Genomic DNA, 21,311 nt, shown 5'->3' on the forward strand with positions numbered 1-21,311 from the left:
TTAACAGCTGTTTAAGGGCAGGGGTTCGGCATGCGGCGGTGAATATCTTCGATTGCCTCTAGCACTTCGTTGTCCAACTTGAGGCTCTCGCTGTCAAGATTGCTTTCCAGCTGCTCCATGGTGGTCGCACCAATAATATTGCTGGTCAAGAAGCTGCGTGAGTTAACAAACGCCAGTGCCATTTGGGCGGGGTCTAGCTCATGTTTCTCAGCCAGAGCGACGTAAGCCTGGGTGGCCGCTTCGGCTTCCGGCGAAGTGTAGCGCTTGAAACGCTCATACAGCGTCAAGCGACCTTTTGGTGGCTGCGCACCGTTCAGATACTTACCCGAGAGCACGCCAAACCCTAACGGTGAATAGGCGAGCAGTCCGACGTCTTCACGGTGGGCAATTTCAGCCAAACCGACTTCAAAGGAACGGTTAAGAAGGTTGTAGGGGTTTTGAATAGACGCCACGCGGGGTAAATCCAACTGATCCGCCAGCTGCAGGGAGCGCATAACGCCCCACGGGGTATCGTTAGACAGCCCAATGGCTCGCACCTTACCTGCATTGACCAGCTCTTTCAGAGCGGAGAGTGTTTCTTCTAGCGGCGTTGCGTCTTCGTCTTCGCTATGCACATAGCCCAATTTGCCGAAGAAGTTGGTTTGCCGGTCAGGCCAGTGTAGCTGGTAAAGGTCTATGTAATCGGTATTTAACCGTTCTAAGCTTGTATCGATAGCTTGATGAATATGTTCACGAGTAAGGCGTGGACCTCCACGGATATGATCAAGCCCTGGGCCAGCGGCTTTGGTAGCTATAATAAGGTCGTCCCGAGCACCGCGCTGTTTGAGCCAGCTGCCGATATAGCGCTCCGTAAGACCTTGGGTGGTGGCCATAGGGGGAACGGGATACATTTCAGCGGTATCAATGAAATTGATACCGAATGCGACGGCTCGGTCAAGCTGCTCATGGGCTTCGGCTTCGCTATTTTGCTCGCCAAATGTCATCGTGCCTAAGCAGAGTCGACTTACCTCGATGCCGGTTCTGCCAAGTGGGCGCGTTTGCATTTTTATCTCCTTGCTAAGGCGAAATTGCCACAAGATAAGCTGCCATTACCAGGATGGTTTACGGCCTGTGAAGGGCATGTTAGCGAGGCTCTTGGCAAGCAGCAAATTAATGGGGTTGAGTCGTCGCAAAGGCAGGCGTATGCTTGCCAGCCCATCGACCGGCTAAAGGCCGGTTTCTCGTGTGGTTGGCAGCTCTTTTCGTGGCTGCTGGCCCAAGGTTCCAACAGATAGGCAGGGTGGTTTGCCATGCTGCAGGCATCAACGTTGTTTACTCGGCTAGAGTTTCGCCTAGCTGAACGGCTGTTTCATAATCACTGGCTGTTGCCGCGTTCACCGCGCACCCAGCGTTTAACGATGCGCTTGTTTAAGCGCTGTGCGGAAGCGGGTCATCCCGACGCGCTCTCTGTATACGGCCATATGTTGTTTCATCGCAGTCAGACGCCGCAAGACAAGGCGCGTGGTGCGCGGTATGTCTTGGAAGCGGCGCATGCCGGGGATGTAAAGTCACAGTATCAGGTGGCACAAATCCATGAGCATGGCTGTGCTCAGTACCCGCGTCGTGAAGACTACGCGGTGACTTGGTACGCACGCGCCGCGCAATCTGGGCACTATTTAGCGGCGGAGCGACTTTCCCAAGCCTATCGCCTGGGTGAGTTGGGTTTGGCGGTAGATAATGAGCGAGCCGCTTACTGGCAGCGACAAGCGGAACCGCAGCCGCTAGATGACGTGGCCGTCGCATAAAGCGCTACCGCGTTTTGATTGAGTGAGGAAGGTTGTGTCCGAGACGCTACCCACAGTACTAGATATTGAAGCGTCCGGATTTGGGCGTGGCAGCTATCCCATTGAAGTAGGCATCGCTCGTGCCGATGGGAGCTGCTGTGCCTTTCTCATTCAACCGCTAGACGAGTGGACGCATTGGGATCCAAAAGCCGAGTTGCTGCACGGTATCTCACGCGATCGCCTCGTACAGGAAGGTTATCCGGTTCGTCAGGTAGCACATTGGTTAAATGACGAGCTGCGCGAGCTAGGCAAGGCCTACAGTGATAGCTGGGGTTACGACAACACTTGGCTTTCCCTGCTCTTCCACCACGCGGGTATGCTGCCGCGTTTTCGCCTTGAGGCGCTCAGAATACTGCTCAGCGAAGAGCAGCAGGCGCTATGGAGCGATACCAAAGAAGCAATGATTGCCGAGCGCGGTATTCACCGGCACCGGGCAGGTGAAGATGCACGTTTGCTGCAATTGACTTATCAGCATACCCTCAGACTCACTGAACATCTGAACCGCTAACGACGTTCAGCTATTTTGATTAACGCGATAGCTGGGCCTCTACTATATCGAGCAATTCACTGGGTGTAGCCGCGTCGAGCAGCATGTCGCGGGTAGCGGATGCCAAAAAACCATGGCTGACGGTGCTGTCTAAAAATGTCAGCAGAGGTGAGTAAAACTCATCGATATTGAGCAAGCCCATTGGCTTTTCATGTAACCCCAAATAGCCCCACGTCCAAATTTCAAACAGCTCTTCAAAAGTGCCTATCCCACCGGGTAAAGCAATAAAGGCGTCGGCGTTAGCCGCCATGGTGGCTTTGCGTTCGTGCATGTTACGGACCCGGATCAGCTCGCTTAACCCGAAGTGTGCCTGTTCTCTCTCCACTAAGTGGTCCGGCATCACGCCGATGGCTTCACCGCCTGCATCCAGTGCGGCATTTGCTAACTCCCCCATTAGACCGATGCGTGCGCCACCATAAACCAGCGTATGGCCGCGTTCGGCAAGCGTGCGTCCTAGTTTATTAGTCGCCTGGCGGAACGCTGGGCTATTGCCTTCCCGAGAGCCAAGGTAAACGCAGATTCGAGCCATTCGTTTATTCCCTGTCGTTAAAATATGAACGTAGCTAAAACCGTAGCTAAAAAGAAGATGAAGTTAATCAGAGAGGCTTAGGGTAAAAAGCGGTCGACCTGATGATGCTCATCCATCCACTGCCCGATCACGTTATCGCCGCACAAGTGGTGAGCATACTGGGTGTGCAGGCAGCGTATCTGGTGCCAGTTACTAATACCGCCAATGCCGCGTTCGGTCATCACGTTGGTATAACCCAACTTAGCAACTTCTTCACGCTGAGCATTGCTCATATAGTCCCAGCGGGCGGATACATAGTCGCGATGGCTCTGCTGGTAAGCTTCAAGAAATTCAGGTTCTTCCTGAAGGCGCTGTTCGAGCGCTTTGATAACCCCAACGGCTTCGATGCGGGAAATCTCAACCTTCAGCACATCGGAACAAAGCCAATACAGAGTGGGGAAGGGTTTGCCATCGACAATGGGCGCCATGCGCAATACTAGCGGGGTACCTTCGCCGTCGGTGGCGGCGACTGCTTCGATCCCACGCGGAGCACGGCCAAGCTGCTGAGCAATAATGGCAAGCTGACGTTCGTCAGGCGCCTGATTGGTGCGTATCACCATCGGGTTGGTCTCTCACAAATTTATTTGAGCGGCCAACGGCACGGAAAAAGCAGCGATTGAGCTGTTCAGGCGACGCGACATAGCACCACGTCCGCTCACAGTATTCAGCGGCTCGTGCCATTAGCACATCATAAAGGCGATTGAAGGGGGCATCATAATCGTAGGGGTCTGCCCCAAACAAGCGGATATGCGGATAGTCGGCAAAGCGCTCAATGAAATAGCGCTCAAGGTCTGCCTCCACGGCGCGATGCTGGGCGACGTTGTCAGGGTCTATCCAGAGATTGTAGCGTATTGCCATTATAAGGCTCCTATTGCCCCGGCGGCGCGGGGCAGGGTCAATCAGGCGGACTCAGGCGCGTCTTGTAGGTGCGACGTTAGCGCCTCGCGCAGGTCGCCCTCAATAGGCATGGCGCACTTGGCCTGGTGGTCGTACTGCACCATAACGGTATGCCCCAGATTAGTGAGCTTGCCGTGCTGCCGCGCCTCTTGGGACACAGTAAACGAGCTATTGCCTAATCGCGTTAAGTAAGTGCGTATTTCGATATCATGACCGTAAAACAGTTCAGCTCGGTAGTCGACTTCCATGCGCGCCATAATCAAGCGCCACTGCTTAGGGTTTAAGTCAGGGGTAAAGAGTTTGAACAAGTCATTACGGGCAAGCTCAAACCACGCTGGCAGGCGTGTGTTGTTAATGTGTCCTAAGGCGTCGGTATCGTAAAATGCGGGCTCAATGGTACGGGTAAACATGGCTTGTCCTTGTTATTAAAAAAACAGGTATTAGTACGGGTAGTTGCAACGGCAACGGTTAGGATTAACCCAAGCAAGCGCTTGGTCAAGCGGTACGGCGTTGATACCACGCAGTGAGTTGCATCCACCCCAGTAGCCATAGTGTGGCAGCAACGAAGCCGGCCAATGTGCCCCATAGTAAGCCCAGTGTGCTGTAAGTGTAGGAAACACATAGCGTGTAACTCAGTAGCGAGCCAAGTCCCATCGGGTAGTGTTTGATCACCGTCGCCACCGGTGCAGCGCCATGGTTCAGGTGCAGGATCAGCAAAAAAGGCAGCATTGTGACGGGAAATGCAGCCAGTGTTCCTGCCCAGACTGGCGGTAGCCAGTGGGCAAGGCGTGTAATCGTAAAAATAATCACAGTGGCAAGACAGGCGCGAGCGGCAAGCGCAGGCAGCGAAAATGCACGGCCAGCGGGACTTTTTACATCGGGAATAGTGCGAAACAGGCCACTAAATACCGCGATAGCACCCAGTGTTACCAGCGTGCCGCTTAACCGTGTGAATTCAAACTGGGCAAGGAGAGTGCTGACGGCCAGCCATGCGGTGAATCCCCCCAACATGCCGCTCACCATGCCTTTAACGCCGGGCTGTCGCCCTGCAATCAAATAACCGGCCCCGAGCGCCATCGTCGCGGTAAACCCCGCCAGCGTATGTATCGCGCTTTGTGTAGCAAAAGCAGGGGAAATTTCTAACCCGATAAAAAACAGCGCCAATGCCGTTCCCAATGGATAGCCCGCCAATAAACCGGCCATGCGAGGGCTTGCGCGCACCGCGATTGCACCTAGCCCCAACACCATGCTGATGGAGAGGCCGAGTTTCGCTAACTGCCAAGTGAGCGGAATTTCTATCATGCGGCGTGTTCCTTGCTTTTATTGTTTTGCTGCTATTGGTGTTTCGAGGTTTTATGGCGCCATTTTAATGGCCCTCACCGTTTCGGTTCTCTAGGCGTGGGTGCTGCAAATTAAACTAAACGCAGCCCTTGCTGGTCGCGCCAGGCGGCCTCAAGCGCCTCTTGCAGAGGAGCTTTTAGGTGGGCGGGGAGGGCCTCCTGAGCTGCTTGTAATGAATCAAACGAGCGATTGCGTAGCCAGCAGTATGCCCAGGCGCAGGCTTCGGCATCGCTATCGGGGGTCGGGCGAGCGGGCATTTGATTAAGTAGGAATACCGCGGTACGTGGTGCCCACAGGGGCATCTCCCCGAGCTCATCCTGGCTCCACTCTTCCAGCGTAGTGCCGCTCGGCGTGGCATCGGGTGTGCCTAATTTAGCTACCCTTGCCGTTTCGGCCAGAATAAGCGCAAGCTGGTCAGTATTCGCTTGGCCAAGCGAGCGCCATTGGCGCAATAGGGCTGATAGCCCTGCGCGCATTTTGGTATAAAAGTCATCTTGCGGCATGCTCGGCACAACCTTTATTAAATGAGTGAGATTAGTTATGGCCTATGATTTTGCCACGCCTGTGGAACGACGCCACCCAGAAGGTGGCTGGGCATCGCAAAAATGGCACCGCTACGGCGATGATGTGTTGCCACTTTGGGTCGCCGATATGGATTTTCGCTCCCCGCCTGCGGTGATTGATGCCCTACAAGCGAGGGTCGCCCATGGTGTTTATGGCTATGGCGAAGTGCCCGCTACGTTAACAGAAACCCTGTGCGAGTGGAGTGCTCACCACTATGACTGGCCCATACACCCCGAGTGGCAGCAGTGGCTGCCAGGTGTAGTGCCTGCCTTGCATCTAGCTGCGTTAGCGCTGACCGAGCCAGGCGACGGTGTATTGACGGTGGCACCCATTTATCCTCCCTTTCTGGCGGTGGCAGAGCGTACTGGGCGTTTACCCCAACAGGCGATGATGGCCGCCCCCGCTGCTTCCGGAGAGCCCTGGCAGCTAGACATTGCCGCCTTGGAGGCAGCAATTACCCCGCAGACTCGCTTGCTACTGTGGTGTCAGCCCCACAACCCGACGGGACGCGCCTGGCGTCATGAAGAGCTTGCTGCACTTGCTGAACTGGTAGAGCGTCACAACCTTTGGGTAGTGTCCGATGAGTTGCACTGCGACCTGCTATTAGACGAAGGGGCACAGCATCGACCATTAGTGGCGGCGTTTCCTACTTTAGTGAAGCGCACGATTACTCTCTGGGCACCGTCTAAAACGTTTAATCTGGCTGGTTTAACCAGTGCCTGCGCGGTGATTCCCGACCCCGATTTGCGCCAGCGTTTTGCCGCCGCGTCAAAAGGGCTGCTGCCCGATGGCAACATACTGGGCTTGGTCGCAGCGGAAGCGGCGTATCGTCATGGTGAGCCTTGGCGGCAGGAGCTATTAAGCGTGTTGCGTGAGCACCGTGCAACGCTGGAGGCACGAGTGGCTAGCTGGCCGGGCGTTCGTTGGAGTGCGCCAGAATCGACCTATCTAGCGTGGTTGGATATGCGCGAAGCAGGGCTGGGAGAGGCACCGCACAAGATGCTGCTGAAAGAGGCGGGGGTGGCGCTTTCCGACGGGGCTGCCTTTGGCTGCCCCGGCTTTGTGCGGCTTAACTTTGGTACCACCGCTTCCCAGCTTGAAGCGGCGCTATCTCGTATGGATTCCCTGCTGAAGCGGGATTGAAAGCTTCCAGAAGACTTTAGTACAGCATCGCAAAGAGTTTACGACGGTAAGCAACGGTCAGCGGGTGGTCGGCGCCCAGGGCGTCGAATACCTGCAGCAGCGTTTTACGCGCGGCGTCATCGTTGTAGGCGCGGTCCTGCTTCATCAGTGCCAGCAGTGCTTCCAACCCTGCATCATATTGGCCATCGGCAACCTGGCGCAGGGCACGCTGATACTGCGCCTCGCTATCGGTACGATCGCCCAAGGCGGCGATCTCATCGGCTGAGAGTGCCTGTTCGCCAAACTCGATGCTGGCGCGTACGCCCCGAGCAGGCGCGGCATCGCGCTCTTCCGGTGGCAGGTTATCCAGGATTTCCCGCGCCTCATTGCCTTGCCCTTCAGCGACCAATACGCGAGCGAACGCGACCTGATAGGCGTAGTGCTCCGGATACTGGCCCATTAACGTTTGGTAAATCTCACGTGCGCTCGCTGTATCACCCGCTTTCAGCGCTTCTTCCGCCTGCTCTTCGGGAGTGGGCGGCGCTTCACCCGGGGCGGGAAAGTAGCGATTCAGCCACTCGCGCACTTCCTTCTCGGGTAGGGCGCCCTGAAAACCATCTACTAAACCGCCCTGGCTAATCAGTTTTACATCGGGCACTGAACGCACGCCGAGCTGACCGCCTATGTCTGCATTCGCTTCGATATCGAGCTTGGCGAGCAGAAAAGCGCCTGCGTACTCAACCACCAATTTATCCAGTACTGCGAGGAGGGTGCTGCTGCTTGCGTTGGAAGGCGAGTAGCAGCCCATCAGCACCGGCACCTGCATAGAGGCTTCCAGCACTTGCTGAATATTCCCTGCGTTCAGCTCGATAATGACATCTTCAGGGCGCACCGTTGCTTGCTCATCGGTCGGCGCCGCAGCGTCGGCATTTCCGGTATCCGCCGTAAGCGGCTTACCTGTACGGGGATCAATAATCGACATGGGTAGACTCATCAGCAGAAAATGAAGAACAGTTCCCCATGATATGCAGGCATTACCCAGTAGATTCAAGGAAAAGGAGAGAAATAAAGCGCAATGCGTTACGTAGCGGTGAGCGCAGTTAGGTATAGGTGTGCTCTGATCAAGGGGGCAAAGGGGGGTAGGTTACCTTTCTACAATAGAGCCGTTTACCATTCACCATTGGTGATGTGCTGGGCATCATCAATATCTGCATTATATAGATAACACCACGCCTCCCCATGCTGGGTCGGTAGCACGGTGCGGTCGTATACACCTTCATTGGGCGCGTAATAAAAGTAGTCTTCTAATTCATCAAGTCGCTTTAATTGCTGAGCATTAATGGCATAAATTTCGACCACCGTCCCGTTTGAGGCGGCTAGTTTCGCTCCTGGGTAAGGGCCAAGGTCATATAGAGTAATAACATCCAATCGGTCATGACCGATGAACGCCGCACCTTCAAGCCAATGATGATTACGCCGCCCCTTTTTCAGCGTGCCGTACACAGCGACCCTGGGGCAGCGCTGTATATCGCGTTGCAGGTAATCCATTGTGTCGCCTCCATAATCTATAGACACAAAAAAGCCGCTACCTTTCGGTAACGGCTTTTTCTATGTTTGGTAGCGGGGACCGGATTTGAACCGATGACCTTCGGGTTATGAGCCCGACGAGCTACCAGACTGCTCCACCCCGCATCAACGTGTGGCGTATTCTACAGAGATTTTAGATGAAGTCAATAGGGGGATTAACACGTTCGGCTTATAGCGGTGGCGTGCATCCTACTGCAACATGAAGGGAGTACAGCTATGCTTCAGGTAGCCATAACAAAAAGCTTACGCTGGTGCATTGCTAACGCGAATAATGCACTAGGGTAATACAAGCGCAGATGCGCTTTTTCACAATGGCTTGCGGCGCAACGTGCGTGCTTTTAGATCCAAGCCATTTGTCATATCAGGGAGGTAGTCAATGGCCAATCAAGCCCCCGTCGCCTGGGTAACTGGTGGAACTGGTGGTATCGGTACGGCAATTTGTCGTTCGTTGGCAGATGCGGGTTATATGGTCGTCGCGGGTTACCGCAACCCCGATAAGGCCAAAACCTGGCTAGAAGCGCAGCGCGCCGACGGATATAACAATATCGAACTGTCCGGTGTCGACCTTTCCGACCATAACGCCTGTCTCCAAGGAGCCCAAGAAATTCATGATAAGTATGGTCCGATCAGTGTGCTCGTAAACTGCGCGGGTATCACACGTGATGGCACCATGAAGAAAATGTCCTACGAGCAGTGGTATGAAGTGCTCGACACTAACCTTAATAGCGTATTTAACACCTGCCGTAGCGTTATTGAGATGATGCTTGAAAATGGCTATGGCCGGATTATCAATATTTCCTCTATCAATGGTCGTAAAGGGCAGTTTGGCCAGGTTAACTACGCGGCGGCGAAAGCCGGTATGCATGGCTTAACCATGTCGCTGGCGCAGGAAACGGCGACCAAAGGGATCACCGTCAACACCGTATCGCCCGGCTATATTGCTACCGATATGATCATGAATATTCCAGAAAAAGTGCGCGAAGCAATTCGGGAAACAATCCCAGTGAAGCGCTATGGCACGCCAGAAGAGATTGGCCGTTTGGTCACTTTCTTAGCCGACAAGGAGTCAGGATTTATCACCGGTGCTAACATCGATATCAACGGTGGCCAGTTCATGGGCTAGTGGTCTGATAAACGCTAGCTCCCTTATCAGGGAGAAACGCAAACGGGAGGCTATCAGCCTCCCGTTGTTATTGAACGATATGACAAGCTACCACTAAACCATTACTAAGGCAGTGGAACCCGGGCCAGTCGGCTCAGTAGATGATCCAGTTCTTCCACTTCAGCGTCCCACAGCGGGGCAGGCAGTGGCCCCAGCGCCAAAAGAGCGGCTAAGATGTCGGTGACCTCTACATCACGGCTACGCTCTTGTTTAAAGCCTTCGTTCAAGCGTTCTACCTGAATGGCGAGTCGCAATGGTTCATCGCTCTGCCGTACGCTCCCCACGGCCAGCATTGAGAGGTGCACCCTTAATCGGGCAAGCGACTCAGCCAGCTTGGCATGATCAGTGTCCGATAGCGGCACCGCTATATGATGGCGCTGCTGATTGCGAGTGTTATGTGCTTCGCTAAAACATGCGGGTAGAGAGGCGTTGAGCACGGCTTGGGCATCTACATCGCTGGAGATGCCCTCATTAAGGTAGTGCTGGTCAGCGGCCAAATGAGCATTCACGAGCGGCATAATAGCGTGCCACTGCTGAACCGTATTAGCGACGGCAAGTTGATTTAAGCGTTCGCGACGCGCCCGCACAATACCACTTATGCGCCGTTGCATACCTTCGCTACGGCGATTGCGTGGCAGCGGTTCGAGCTGGTTAGCCTGGTTTAGAAAGTTATCCAGCGTGGTTGCTTCACTGGCCTCAATCGGCTGCCAGCTATCCATTTGATCGATCAGCGTTTGCATTTCGTCAAGCTGTTGTTGTTGACGTGCCGCTTGCTCATTTTTATGCGCATCGCGCTGGGCAAAAAGCTGGTCACACTCATGACGAAAAGTTTTCCATAACGCCTGCTCTTCGCCTTTGGGCGCACGACCTAGCGCGCGCCACTGATGCTGCAGCTGTTTGGTTAAGTGGATGCGCTGTGCTAACGGTTGGCTGTCATCACTTCGAAGTGCCGTGACCTGACCAATCAATTCGCGTTTCTGTGAGGCGATAGTTCCAGCGCGCTGGTCAATCAAAGCCTGTAGCTGATGGCGGATAGTGCCGAAGCGGCGCCCAACGGCTTCAGAACGGTCTCGCGGCACCGGGCTATAGTGGCGCCATTGGAGGCGTGCTTTGTCGCGAATTTGCCGAAGTACATCCGGGTCGGCGTCTTGAGCGGGTTGAGCCAACAGGCTTTCAAGCTGGTCGCATAACGCTTCACGAGCTTGAAGGTTAGTCTCACGCTCCTCGCTGAGCTGGTGGCGCCAGGGGGTTAAACGTTCGTGAATACGGTCGGAGGCGCTGCGAAAGCGAGTGGCCTGCTCCCGGTTGGCAGCTGCATCACCCAGCGACTTCCACTCTTTGACCAACTGAAGATGGTGGCGATCAAGCGCTTCTTCTGCCATGTGAAGATCATTGGCGAGCGCTTCAATGCTGGCACAGAGCTGCTCGCGCTTAGGTCCGGCGACAAATCCTCGCCAGTCGCGTAGTTCCGCTAGCCGGGCCGCTAAATGCTTTAAGCGCGCTTTGAGCGGTTGAGCGGCGGTGCTTTCCAATCCTTCAATGCGGGGTTTAAGCCGCTGGTGAAGGCGGCTGGCGCTTTTGAAGGCACCGCGTTCGAGTAAGTGCTCAAAAGTGTCGAGCTCGTCGGTATAGGTATTGAGTGTGGCGGGGTCTTCGGTGGGCTGCGCGGTGGCCGAGTTTTCTGCATTAAGAGCCGTTTGGGCACGGCCAAGCAGCGCCGGCGGTGTTAAGGCGTCAGGCCATTGGCATTGGTTGATCTGCGTCGCTAAAGTTGAGTGATCACCGTTAGCCAGCGCCGTTTCCATGTTAGCGCTAATCGCGCACCAGCGCTGCCAGGCTTCTAGACACTGGTCGTAGTCTTGAATCGCCACCGTATAGCGTTGACTCATAGCATCGCTGGGCGGGTGCATGTCGGAAAGGGTTTGCCAACGTTGGCCGAGTAGCTGGCGCTGAGCGCGCAGGCTGTCTATATCCTGTACGGTCATGGCCGCCGCATGGCGCAGTCCATCCAGCGTCTCTTCTATCCCTTCAAGCAACTGCTCGCGGGTGTTCTCCGCTTCGTCCCGGCGCTCTAGGCTCTGCTGTCGAGCCTGCTCTCGGGTTTCATGATCATGCAACGTCTTGCGGCAATTTAGCAGGGCTTGGTGAAAACGCTGCTCCTGCTCAATGCTTGGCGGTTGAGTGAGCTGTTCCCACTGCCGCTCAAGATGCCGGAAGCGCCCGCCGTAAAGCGGTTCCCAAGGCGCACGGGCATGTTGCTCAAGTTGGTTGAGCAGCGTTTCGCGCTGCTGCACTTCAGCTTCCAGCCATTGGGCGTCGCTGCGCAAGCGGTTAAGCCGCTCCCGCGCCAAGCGCACAACCTGGCGGTCACGGCGCGCTTCCTTCAAAAGCCGTTTGAGTCCCTCTTCGTCCTCGATACGCTCAGCAGCCTGGTGACGAACAGCGGCCACACCGTTATGGCAAGCCTGATGAATCAGATCATTTTCATCAGTCAACTTTTCCAGTGCCATTAAGCGTAACGTCAAATTGTCGGCCTGTAAGGCCACCGCGCTCAGTACGCGCGACTCTTCCATACGTTCAACGAGTGCTTGGCGTTGCTGCAGGTCGGTGTGGCCTTCGCGTCCGCTTAGCCGTTGGCAAACGGCATTGAACCAAGCTTCATCCTGCTGATGAGGCGGGTAAGCATCGACTAGGCCTTCGCAATCATCCAAGGCCAGCAGCGCGGCAAGGCGTATCTGGCTATCTGGATCTTGACAGAGCGACTGCAGCGCCTGGCGCTGTTCTGGTTGCTGAGGGTCGAGTCGCTGGAGGGCCTGACGACGTACTTCGGGGTCGGGGTGCTGCCACCGAGGTGCGAACAGGCGTCTAAACAGTCCGTGCATGGATCATCCTGCTGGTGCGTAGCGTGAAAAAAATCGTTAGTCAGCAACACGGCAGTTGCAGTCGCCGGCGCTGTCGCTTAGCTTGGCCTTATTACTATTTTGTAATAAGCATGGTGTGGTAAGCGACTATTTTCTAGACCACAATGCGTGATAGTACGCTACCTTTATCTTATTTGAACATGACAGGGAGTTCGGCCATGAGCCTTAACGTGGATAGTGCCGCTGTGGCCTTTACCTTTAAAGGCGGCATGCTGCCGATGACCGTCATGGAGCTAAGTAGCGCTGATCCGGAGCGAATCCGGCAGCAGTTGGCTGGCAAACTTTCCCAATCACCTGCTTTCTTTCAGCATACACCGGTTGTGCTCAGCGTGGAAAAGCTGGATGAACCGCACTTAGCCCTTGAACGTATTTGTGCCGTGTGTCGTGACCATAAGTTACTGCCGGTCGCGGTGCGCGGTGGTACCGAGCCTGTGCGTCAGTCGGCCTGGGCGCTGGGGTTGGGCTGGTTCCCGCCGGTAGAAGAGGGCCGAGCGAGGGTGCTTGAAAGCGTTAACAGTTCACCCGTGCACGAAGTGGCCCGCGAAGAAGCAGAGGTGAGCGAAGCAGAAGCGCCTGCGATTGCCACTCGCCTATACCGGGGTACCGTCCGCTCGGGGCAACAGGTGAGCGCCTCTGAAGGCGATCTGGTCGTTATTGGCGCGGTGAATGCCGGGGCGGAAGTGCTGGCAGCAGGCAGTATCCATGTGTATGGCGCCTTGCGTGGTCGTGCCCTGGCGGGCATCCACGGCAACACTCATGCGGGTATTTACTGCCGTGAATTGGAAGCTGAGCTGCTATCAGTGGCGGGAAATTACAAACGATCGGAAGATATTGATCCGCAGCTTTCAGGGCGTCCAGCAGAAGTTCACTTTACAAAAGAGCAGCTTGAAATTAAGCCTTTAGGGTAAGGTGTTTTCATGAGTTTGCGTTGATGCTTCATGCCTAGCGACGCCGATGACTCTATCCGTTACAGTATGGCATGTTTGATGACATTGATGTTCTCGTTATGCGCAGAGCGCTAGACTACTTGCGCTCGCGACGAACGACTTCAAGAAGGAAGTGAATCTTGGCCAAGATAATTGTAGTGACCTCTGGTAAAGGAGGGGTCGGCAAAACCACCAGCGCGGCAGCCATCTCAACAGGACTTGCCCTGCGCGGTAAAAAAACCGTCGTTATCGATTTTGATGTGGGTCTGCGGAATCTCGATCTCATCATGGGCTGCGAACGGCGTGTGGTGTATGACCTAGTTAATGTGATTCAAGGCGAAGCAGGGCTTAATCAAGCGCTAATTCGTGATAAGCGCGTTGAAAATTTGTTTATTTTGCCGGCCTCACAAACCCGCGATAAAGATGCATTGACCCAGGAAGGCGTTGCGGAAATTCTGGAGAAATTGAAAGAAGATTTCGATTTTATTCTGTGTGATTCCCCGGCAGGTATTGAGCGTGGTGCGCAGTTGGCAATGTATTTTGCTGACGAAGCCATTGTGGTTACCAACCCCGAAGTGTCGTCAGTGCGAGACTCTGACCGTATTTTAGGGTTACTGGCCTCTAAAACCCGCCGCGCCGAACAGGGTGAAGATCCGATTAAAGAACACCTGCTGGTCACGCGCTATAATCCAGAGCGCGTTACTTCCGGTGATATGTTGACGCTAGACGATATTCGCGAAATTTTAGCGATTAATCTGCTGGGTTTGATTCCTGAATCTGAAGCCGTTCTGCGTGCTTCCAACCAAGGTGTGCCCGTCACCCACGATATCTCTAGCGACGCTGGTCAAGCCTATAGCGACACGGTATCGCGCCTACTGGGCGAGGACATGCCGCTGCGTTTTCACGAAGTGCAGCGTAAAGGCCTGCTGAGCCGCATGTTCGGGGGAGGTCGTCGATGAAACTGCTGGAGTTCTTGAAGCGTGAGCGCAGGAAATCCGCCTCGGTAGCCAAAGAACGTTTGCAAATTATTGTGGCGCATCAACGTAGTCAGCGCGGCCAGCCTGACTATATGCCGTTGCTTGAGCGCGAGCTGCTTGAGGTTATCCGTCGTTATGTACATGTGGACGACGATGCCATTCAGATTTCGCTGGATAGTGAAGACAACTGCTCTGTGCTAGAACTGAACGTCACTCTTCCGAAGAGCTGATCTTAAGCGCTGAATACGCGGCGAAAGGGGTGGCGGGTGTGCTAGGCTTGGGCTTTTCATTGCCCAGCGGAGTGTTTGTTCATGGCGCCACCCAATGCTGCCCCTGCCAGTTTTCTTTGGCATGACTATGAAACCTTCGGGGCTGACCCGCGTCGCGATCGACCCGCACAGTTTGCCGCGCTGCGTACTGATGCCGATCTCAATGAGATTGGTGAGCCCATCGAGCTTTATTGCAAACCGGCGGATGACTATTTACCGCATCCTGCGGCCTGCTTGATTACCGGCATTACCCCTCAAAAAGCCCAGCGCCATGGTCTCCCTGAAGCAGAGTTTGCGGGTGAGATTCAGCGCCATATGAGCGAGCCGGGCACTTGCGTAGTCGGCTACAACAGCCTGCGCTTTGATGATGAAGTGTCCCGCCATCTGTTTTACCGCACGCTACTCGATCCCTATGCCCGCGAGTGGCAAAACGGCAACTCCCGCTGGGATTTGATTGATATAGTGCGCGCCTTCTATGCGCTGCGCCCGGATGGCATTGAGTGGCCGCTGCGCGAAGACGGCGCTCCCAGCTTTAAACTTGAACATTTAACCGCCGCTAACGGCATTGCCCATGAGGGCGCCCACGATGCGGTGGCCGATGTGCGGGCGACGATTGCGTTGGCGCGTTTGCTCAAAGCGCGCAATGCCAAGCTGTTCGACTATCTGCTTGGTCTGCGCGGTAAGCGTGCGGTGGCTAAGCAGCTCGACTTGCCCAATGCCAAACCGCTGCTGCACATATCCCGCCGTTATCCCGCCAGCCGGGGCTGTAGTGCGTTAGTCATGCCGTTGGCCGAACACCCGACTAACCCAAATGGGGTGATCGTTTACGATTTAAGTGTGGACCCCAACGATATGCTGAGCCTGTCGGCAGAGCAGATTCGTGAGCGTGTGTTTGTCAGTCAGCAGGATTTGACCGAAGGCGAAGCGCGCATTCCGCTGAAGGTGATTCATATCAATCGCTGCCCGGTGGTGTTCCCCGCCAGTGCCCTAAAAGATGTAGACGGGCCGAAACAGGGGGAATATGGCACCATTGTCGAGCGCTTAGGTTTGGATGTAACGGCCTGTCGGCAGCATTGGAAAACCCTGCGTGATGCCAGTGGTATTGCCGCCAAAGTTGCTGAGGTATTTAGTGCAGGCTATGAAGATGAGCCGCAAGATCCTGATCTAATGCTCTATTCTGGCAGTTTCTTCTCCGCCGCTGATCGCCAGCAGATGGAGCGTGTGCGGGAGATGGAGCCGTGGGACTTGGTAGGGCAGCGCTTTGCGTTTCAAGATCCACGCTTGGAGGAGATGCTGTTTCGTTTTCGGGCGCGCAGTTACCCCGATACATTGGAAGGCGAAGAGCGCGAGCAGTGGGAGGCGTATCGCTGGATGCGCATCAATGATCCTGCGCTATCGGGCTTTACGTTAAAGGCATTTGCGCGAGAAATTGCTCAATACAATCAGCAAACTCTCACGGATCGCGAGCGTCAGATTCTGGAAGAGTTGGTGATGTTCGTGGAGGCCATGATGCCAGCTCAGGCATTTGACGCCTGAGCTGGCACCCTTGGGCTAATAGCGCTTTTAGTCAGTGCGTTCTTTGGGCAGTGGCGAGCGTGCCTCGCGGTAAACATCGACATCACTAGGCTCGTCACCTGGGTTGAAGCGAATGTCCAGGGTGTGCCCGCGTAGCGATGGCCATAGCGCCTTAATATCCTCAAGGCTAACGTCCAGCGCCAGCTCGGCCAGTTGGTCGCGGCGATCAAAGCGCACGTCTTCTAGCGCCGTTGCCTGCCAGTAACGGTTGGCCATGCCTGCAAGGCTGGTGTCTCGCTGCCGTAGCTGATCGTGAACGGCTTGGCGGTAAGGTGCTAAGTCATCCTCGCTAAGTTGCTCAAGTCGCTGGTTAGCCCCATCGAGAAATTCATCCATCCGTTCGGCAATGGTGCCACTCTCAACGTCGGGTGATTGCACCATAAAGGCAATGCCGGGTGCTTCGAGTAGCGGCGAATACCCCGCGTTAACGATGTAGCCGAGCTGTTGCTCGGTGCGAAGCTGCTGATAGAACGGTGTTTCTAACCACTGGGCGATCACGGCGGTGGTTGCTTGCTCCTCTGGGGTCTGGTCGCGACCCTGCAGGTAGCGCAGTACCAAAGACTCATCCCGCGAGCTGTGAGGGTGCAGTACGCTGTGCTCTTCGCTCACGGTAAGTGGAGTTAGGTTGGCGATGTCGCCGCGGGTTAGCCGCGGCTGGAGCAGGTCACGCATCAGCTTAGCCTGTTCGCCCGCTTGGTCAGCATTCAAATTACCTACCGCCATGGCATCGACGTAGAGGTCATCTAAAAAGCGCTCTCGAAAGTCTTCTAAATGGCTGCGCTCAAAGCGTTCACTGGCGGTGAGAAAATCAGCGGTAGACCACTGTGGCGTCAGCAGGGCTTCGCCAAGGGTGCGGCTTGCCTGACCGGTGAGCGATGCCTGAGGGGCATTGCGCCATTCGCGCTGTAGCTGATAACGCACGCGCTCAAAAGCGGCGTCGGTGATCTCAGCAGTCTTGAGCTGCTTGATCGCTTGTTCGATCAACGGGGTCTGGCCATCCCGCCAGCCAGAGAACGACAGTGTCATGCCGCGTGAGTGAGGGTAGGCGCTAAACGCCTGGCCTGCTAGCCACGCTGGATAGAGCGACTCGTTCAGGCTGTCGTTAAGCCAGCTGGCAAGTAGGCGCGTTAACACGGCTTCTTCGGCGGAGTAGCTGGCGCTGGGATGCTGTAAGCTGACTCGCCATTCGACGCTTGGCGTCGTAAAGCGTTCATCTTGCATGTGCCAGGCGGTAAACGAAGGCGTATCGACTAGCAAACTGGGGTGCTCATCCTGTCCTTCGATTAGCGTTAAATCATTGGCAATAAAAGGGTTAGGGCCGGGAAGCGCTAAGCCGCTTAAGGCTTTTCCAGGTTGATTAGGTGTTTGCTCGCGCCACTCGGTGTTGAACCAGGGGGAGACGGTCTCGCTTTCAATATCGGGCGCTGAGTAGAAACGCAGCATATTATCCGGCGTGAGCGCCTCCAGGTAGGCTTGCTGACGGTCAGCATCGGGTCCATCCATGCGGTAAGCCGCGTACTGGACGTCTTCTACCGGATAGCGCGATAGGCTCATGGAGAGCTGAGTTGCTTCCTGCTGAGGTGCGCCATGCTGCTGGAAGCGGAAGGCTTGCTCGTTCAGATTCGCCTGCTCGTCATAGCGCCAGTCGCTCAGGCCATCGTTGCGCAGCTGCTCAACGGCCGCAAAGAGGGTGGCTTCGATATCGTCTAGGCGCTCGGCGCCTGCGGGTGTCAGGCTGATGGAGATAGTGAATAGCGCTTCGTTACCATCGCCGCGTCCAACGCCAGCGGAAAGGCTATCGGCGAGTCCTGCATCACGCAGTACGGCGAGCAAACTGCCATCGCCTTCATCGCCGAGCAGATGAGCAATGAGTTGCGTGGGCTTGCTGCGGTAGTCATCGGTGGGGTCGGGCACTGGAAAGTAGAAGCGTAATTGGCGACGATCCTGCAGCGACTGGCGCTCGATATAGCGCGGAAGGGTGTCGGTATCGATCAGGGGAGCGTCAATGGTCGGCGCGCTGAGGTCATTATCTGGGATGTCGGCAAAGCGCTCGACGACCCACTCTTCTAGCTGGTCCAGCGGCTGTGGCGCCACAATCGCTAAGTACATCACATTGGCGTCGTAATACTGGTCATAGAAATCAATGACTCTTTCGCGCAGCGTCGCTGCACCTTCCGGCGGGCTGGCTAATGTCTCACGGCTGCCTACGGCAAATCCGGTGGTGGGGTTGTCGGGGTTGAGCAACTGATTGAGCACATCATTTTCGCGGCGGGATTCGTCACGAATACGCGCCATATATTCCGAGTGAACGATGTTACGCTCACTCTCTAGGTGATCTGCATTAAACAGCGGTGAAAGGAAAAACTCGCTAAAGCGGTCAAGTGCGCCGGGCAGCGCCGAGGGCTCAATATCAAAGAAATAGTTGGTATCTTGTTGCGCGGTAAAGGCGTTATGGGAGCCAGCATTATTTGAAATGTAGCGCTGGTAGCCATCGGATTCCGGATACGGCTCGGTACCTAAAAACAGCATGTGCTCTAGAAAATGCGCTAACCCTTGAAGATCATCGGGGTCTTGAGCGCTGCCCACGCGCACGTTCATCGATGCTGCCGCTTTATCGGCTTCCGGGTCGCTGACCAGCAGCACATTGAGGCCATTTTCAAGCGTTAAAACGCGATAGTCGCGGCTGTCATAAGGACTGATGATAGGGGTAACGGTTTGTTGAACAAGATCGGGCTCGGCAACGGTATCATCGACATCACCAGAAGCAAGTGCAGAAGGCGTTATCCAGAAAGTGACGATGATGCCGAGCAGTGCCCGCTGAGGCAGTGGGCGCCAGCGCGCTAAACGAGAGGGTTGCAACATTACAGCTCCTGAGACGACACAGCCCAACGCAGCATCGACCCAGTAGGGTGGGCACAAGCCGATGACTGGTAGGCGGGATTGTTGACATATTTAGATACAGGAAAAGCACCCAACAGTTCCAAAGGGGCGGGCGATAATAACGAATTAAGCGTTTCGGGATCGGTATCGGGGTGCAGCCAAGCGGATAGCGCGTGGCTGGGAATGACCACCGGTAGGCGATCAGTTAGCGGCGATAATAAAACATTAGCGGGCACGGTAATCAGTGCGGCGGAGTCGGTGAACGCCGTTAACGTTGTGTGGTAGCGGCACCATAAAGCGCCCAGTAGCAACGGTGTCCGCGAAACCTCTGTCACTAAGAAGGGTTGTTTGCTGCGTGGCTGAGTTTTCCATACGTAGAAACCGCTGACCGGTATAACGCAGCGGCGAGCGTTAAAAGCATCGCGAAACATAGCCCGTGATTCAAGCGTTTCAGCCCGTGCACAGTGGGGCGCATGATCCAGTACTTCCAGCCAAGGTGGGGTAAGTCCCCAGAAGAGCGACGAGAGTCGATACTTCCCCTGCTCGAAACGAATCCCCGAAATGGGTTGCCGCGGCGCTAAATTGGGCGATTCAATCATTGGCTCAGAGGTGTCGAGTGTCGGCAATAAGCGGGTCAGTGGTAAGTTTTGCACATGCAGTCGACCCGTCATACCTATCTCCTTAAGCAAAATCGTCGTGGAAGTGTAGCCGGATAGCGGCAGACTTCGCGCAATAAAGCACGAAATGTAGTGTTTTAGTGTCGAAAACAGTGTTCGATGTAAGGTATCCTATATTACCCCTTGCTCCCACTAAAGTGCAGTGAGACATTCCTCCTTGTTTGCCGTTGACCTTAAGAGATCGCCATGGCCCGTCCTAGACAGCATGCGCCCGATGCCCTCCATTCGCAGGTGATGAAAGCTTGTGATGAGTGGTTGGCTAAGCAGCCAGTCCATGGTCTTTCACTGCGTGCCCTGGCCAGGGAAGTGGGCTGTGCACCCAGCACGCTGCTCAAATTATATGGCAGCTTCAATAATTTATTGCAGCACGTCAATGTAGAAACACTCGCACGCCTGCAACACACCATTACCAGTCTGGTCGATGATGATCCCGAGCCTTGGTTACGTTCGCTGGCCCGTGCTTACTGGCTTTTCGCCGAACAGGATTGCTATCGCTGGCAGTTGCTTTTTGATTATCCGCTGGCAAAAGAGGGTGAGCTCGACCAGCGCCAAAGCGATTTGATTGAAGCGTTATTTACCCAAGTGGAGGCATCGCTGAAATCGTATCAGCCCGCACTGGATGATCTCGAAGCGCGTCGTTTGGGACGTACCCTTTGGGGGAGTGTCCATGGACTGGTTCAGCTTGGCCTGAATGAGCGGCTGGGCTACTGGCAGGGGCAGCAATTAAAAGTGGATGAGTTGCTGGATCAATTGATGAGCACCATCCTGGCCGGATTACGCCATCGTGAGGCGGCAACGTGACGGGGTGGGTCAATGTGGCTCGCCAGGTGCTTCGCTCGCTGATATTTGTCTCGATGCGGCTTTGCTATCGGTTACAAGTGCATGGTCGCCAGCATATCCCCAAACATGGTGCAGCGCTGGTGGTATGTAATCATGTTAGCTTTATGGATGCCCTTGTGCTGGGTGGCGCTAGTCCGCGCCCGCTGCGTTTTGTTATGGATCAGCCCATTTTTGACTCCCCTTGGCTGAAATGGTGGTTCCAACTGGTGGGCGCAATTCCTATAGAGTCTGAGCGGCGCAGTCCGGGGGCGATTCGGCGTGCCCTGGATGATGTTAGCGACGCGCTGCGCCAGGGCCAGGTTGTGATGGTTTTTCCTGAGGGAAGGTTGACCCCCGATGGCGAGATTCATGCCTTCCGGCGCGGCTTGGAGACGATTCTGGCGCGGGATGATGTGCCGGTAATTCCTGCCGGGTTGGCAGGTTTGTGGGGGTCGTGGACATCTCACCATGGTGGCAAAGCGCTTAAGAAGTGCCCAACACGATTTCGGGCGCGGGTAAGTTTGCACTTTGGCCCGCCGCTCAACCGCTTGGATGCCGATGATATGGCGCTGCGGCGGTTTCTTGAAGCCCGAGTGAGGGCGTTAAAAGCGGCAGCTGATCAAGATCTTGCCAGCCGCCGTTAAGCTGTTTTTCGT

The 21,311-nt window shown here is 55.3% G+C and carries 22 protein-coding genes and 1 tRNA gene; 10 read left to right on the top strand and 13 right to left on the bottom strand.

Translation table 11 applies throughout. The features are described 5' to 3' along the window. Positions 1 to 11: 11 nt before the first annotated feature. The gene (locus AC5TBW_RS02000) at positions 12 to 1,043 is read right to left on the bottom strand and encodes an NADP(H)-dependent aldo-keto reductase (protein WP_495510475.1); all 1,032 of its coding nucleotides are present in this window, start codon (positions 1,041 to 1,043) and stop codon (positions 12 to 14) included. Between the two features lie 246 nt (positions 1,044 to 1,289). On the opposite strand from AC5TBW_RS02000, the gene AC5TBW_RS02005 reads away from it, so the two are divergent. After that, positions 1,290 to 1,784 (top strand): tetratricopeptide repeat protein, encoded by a 495-nt coding sequence (locus AC5TBW_RS02005; RefSeq protein ID WP_495510476.1) that lies wholly within the window; start codon positions 1,290 to 1,292, stop codon positions 1,782 to 1,784. 34 nt (positions 1,785 to 1,818) lie between these two features. Beyond that, entirely contained in the window at positions 1,819 to 2,331 is a 513-nt protein-coding gene (locus AC5TBW_RS02010; protein ID WP_495510477.1) for a hypothetical protein, read from the top strand. A gap of 19 nt (positions 2,332 to 2,350) precedes the next feature. Here the strand turns inward: AC5TBW_RS02010 and AC5TBW_RS02015 are convergent, their stop codons facing one another. The 6 genes from AC5TBW_RS02015 to AC5TBW_RS02040 form a co-directional block, all read right to left on the bottom strand. Then, positions 2,351 to 2,899: an LOG family protein gene (locus AC5TBW_RS02015; RefSeq protein ID WP_495510478.1), complete on the bottom strand. Its 549-nt coding sequence runs from the start codon at positions 2,897 to 2,899 to the stop codon at positions 2,351 to 2,353. Positions 2,900 to 2,976: 77 nt separating this feature from the next. Then, the gene (locus AC5TBW_RS02020) at positions 2,977 to 3,498 is read right to left on the bottom strand and encodes a DUF501 domain-containing protein (RefSeq protein WP_495510479.1); all 522 of its coding nucleotides are present in this window, start codon (positions 3,496 to 3,498) and stop codon (positions 2,977 to 2,979) included. Further along, positions 3,470 to 3,796, bottom strand: coding sequence for a hypothetical protein (locus AC5TBW_RS02025; RefSeq protein ID WP_495510480.1), 327 nt, complete (start codon positions 3,794 to 3,796; stop codon positions 3,470 to 3,472). Before AC5TBW_RS02025 ends, AC5TBW_RS02020 begins: the two co-directional genes overlap by 29 nt. 41 nt (positions 3,797 to 3,837) lie before the next feature. Next, a complete protein-coding gene (locus AC5TBW_RS02030) occupies positions 3,838 to 4,245 on the bottom strand; it encodes an acyl-CoA thioesterase (protein WP_495510481.1) in 408 nt (135 codons plus the stop codon). A gap of 85 nt (positions 4,246 to 4,330) precedes the next feature. Further along, on the bottom strand, positions 4,331 to 5,137 hold the full coding sequence (locus tag AC5TBW_RS02035) for a hypothetical protein (protein ID WP_495510482.1): 807 nt from the start codon (positions 5,135 to 5,137) through the stop codon (positions 4,331 to 4,333). 110 nt (positions 5,138 to 5,247) lie between these two features. Continuing rightward, entirely contained in the window at positions 5,248 to 5,679 is a 432-nt protein-coding gene (locus AC5TBW_RS02040; RefSeq protein ID WP_495510483.1) for a hypothetical protein, read from the bottom strand. A gap of 37 nt (positions 5,680 to 5,716) precedes the next feature. On the opposite strand from AC5TBW_RS02040, the gene AC5TBW_RS02045 reads away from it, so the two are divergent. Beyond that, positions 5,717 to 6,883 carry a MalY/PatB family protein gene (locus AC5TBW_RS02045; protein WP_495510484.1) on the top strand — a complete coding sequence of 389 codons (1,167 nt, stop codon included), beginning with the start codon at positions 5,717 to 5,719 and terminating at the stop codon, positions 6,881 to 6,883. A 16-nt stretch (positions 6,884 to 6,899) separates the two neighbouring features. Here AC5TBW_RS02045 and AC5TBW_RS02050 read toward each other — a convergent pair whose 3' ends face one another. From AC5TBW_RS02050 to AC5TBW_RS02060, 3 genes are all read right to left on the bottom strand, one after another. After that, positions 6,900 to 7,844, bottom strand: a complete 945-nt coding sequence (locus AC5TBW_RS02050) for a co-chaperone YbbN (RefSeq protein ID WP_495510485.1) — start codon at positions 7,842 to 7,844, stop codon at positions 6,900 to 6,902. Between the two features lie 185 nt (positions 7,845 to 8,029). Further along, positions 8,030 to 8,410 carry a gamma-glutamylcyclotransferase family protein gene (locus AC5TBW_RS02055; protein WP_495510486.1) on the bottom strand — a complete coding sequence of 127 codons (381 nt, stop codon included), beginning with the start codon at positions 8,408 to 8,410 and terminating at the stop codon, positions 8,030 to 8,032. A gap of 67 nt (positions 8,411 to 8,477) precedes the next feature. After that, a tRNA-Met gene (locus tag AC5TBW_RS02060) sits at positions 8,478 to 8,554 on the bottom strand. A gap of 271 nt (positions 8,555 to 8,825) precedes the next feature. Here AC5TBW_RS02060 and phbB point away from each other — a divergent pair. Beyond that, the gene (gene phbB, locus AC5TBW_RS02065; protein WP_495510487.1) at positions 8,826 to 9,572 is read left to right on the top strand and encodes an acetoacetyl-CoA reductase; all 747 of its coding nucleotides are present in this window, start codon (positions 8,826 to 8,828) and stop codon (positions 9,570 to 9,572) included. Positions 9,573 to 9,676: 104 nt separating this feature from the next. Here phbB and AC5TBW_RS02070 read toward each other — a convergent pair whose 3' ends face one another. Beyond that, complete coding sequence (locus tag AC5TBW_RS02070) at positions 9,677 to 12,493, bottom strand: DUF349 domain-containing protein (protein WP_495510488.1); 2,817 nt, start codon at positions 12,491 to 12,493, stop codon at positions 9,677 to 9,679. Positions 12,494 to 12,690: 197 nt separating this feature from the next. On the opposite strand from AC5TBW_RS02070, the gene minC reads away from it, so the two are divergent. The 4 genes from minC to sbcB all read left to right on the top strand — a co-directional run bounded on the left by minC (position 12,691) and on the right by sbcB (position 16,240). After that, on the top strand, positions 12,691 to 13,440 hold the full coding sequence (gene minC, locus AC5TBW_RS02075) for a septum site-determining protein MinC (RefSeq protein WP_495510489.1): 750 nt from the start codon (positions 12,691 to 12,693) through the stop codon (positions 13,438 to 13,440). 158 nt (positions 13,441 to 13,598) lie between these two features. Then, the gene (gene minD / locus AC5TBW_RS02080) at positions 13,599 to 14,417 is read left to right on the top strand and encodes a septum site-determining protein MinD (protein ID WP_495510490.1); all 819 of its coding nucleotides are present in this window, start codon (positions 13,599 to 13,601) and stop codon (positions 14,415 to 14,417) included. Beyond that, complete coding sequence (gene minE / locus AC5TBW_RS02085; RefSeq protein ID WP_035564989.1) at positions 14,414 to 14,665, top strand: cell division topological specificity factor MinE; 252 nt, start codon at positions 14,414 to 14,416, stop codon at positions 14,663 to 14,665. Before minD ends, minE begins: the two co-directional genes overlap by 4 nt. 81 nt (positions 14,666 to 14,746) lie before the next feature. After that, entirely contained in the window at positions 14,747 to 16,240 is a 1,494-nt protein-coding gene (gene sbcB / locus AC5TBW_RS02090) for an exodeoxyribonuclease I (RefSeq protein WP_495510491.1), read from the top strand. A gap of 27 nt (positions 16,241 to 16,267) precedes the next feature. On the opposite strand, the gene AC5TBW_RS02095 is transcribed toward sbcB, so the two are convergent. Continuing rightward, entirely contained in the window at positions 16,268 to 19,141 is a 2,874-nt protein-coding gene (locus AC5TBW_RS02095) for an insulinase family protein (protein WP_495510492.1), read from the bottom strand. After that, positions 19,141 to 19,830 (bottom strand): SOS response-associated peptidase, encoded by a 690-nt coding sequence (locus AC5TBW_RS02100; RefSeq protein ID WP_495510493.1) that lies wholly within the window; start codon positions 19,828 to 19,830, stop codon positions 19,141 to 19,143. Before AC5TBW_RS02100 ends, AC5TBW_RS02095 begins: the two co-directional genes overlap by 1 nt. A 192-nt stretch (positions 19,831 to 20,022) precedes the next feature. Between AC5TBW_RS02100 and AC5TBW_RS02105 the strand changes: the two genes are divergently transcribed. Both AC5TBW_RS02105 and AC5TBW_RS02110 read left to right on the top strand, forming a co-directional pair. Continuing rightward, the gene (locus tag AC5TBW_RS02105) at positions 20,023 to 20,637 is read left to right on the top strand and encodes a TetR/AcrR family transcriptional regulator (RefSeq protein ID WP_495510494.1); all 615 of its coding nucleotides are present in this window, start codon (positions 20,023 to 20,025) and stop codon (positions 20,635 to 20,637) included. Then, on the top strand, positions 20,634 to 21,299 hold the full coding sequence (locus AC5TBW_RS02110; protein WP_495510495.1) for a 1-acyl-sn-glycerol-3-phosphate acyltransferase: 666 nt from the start codon (positions 20,634 to 20,636) through the stop codon (positions 21,297 to 21,299). The genes AC5TBW_RS02105 and AC5TBW_RS02110 overlap by 4 nt, the downstream gene beginning before the upstream one ends. Positions 21,300 to 21,311 lie beyond the last annotated feature (12 nt).

The sequence above is a fragment of the Vreelandella sp. ssv genome, assembly GCF_059448525.1.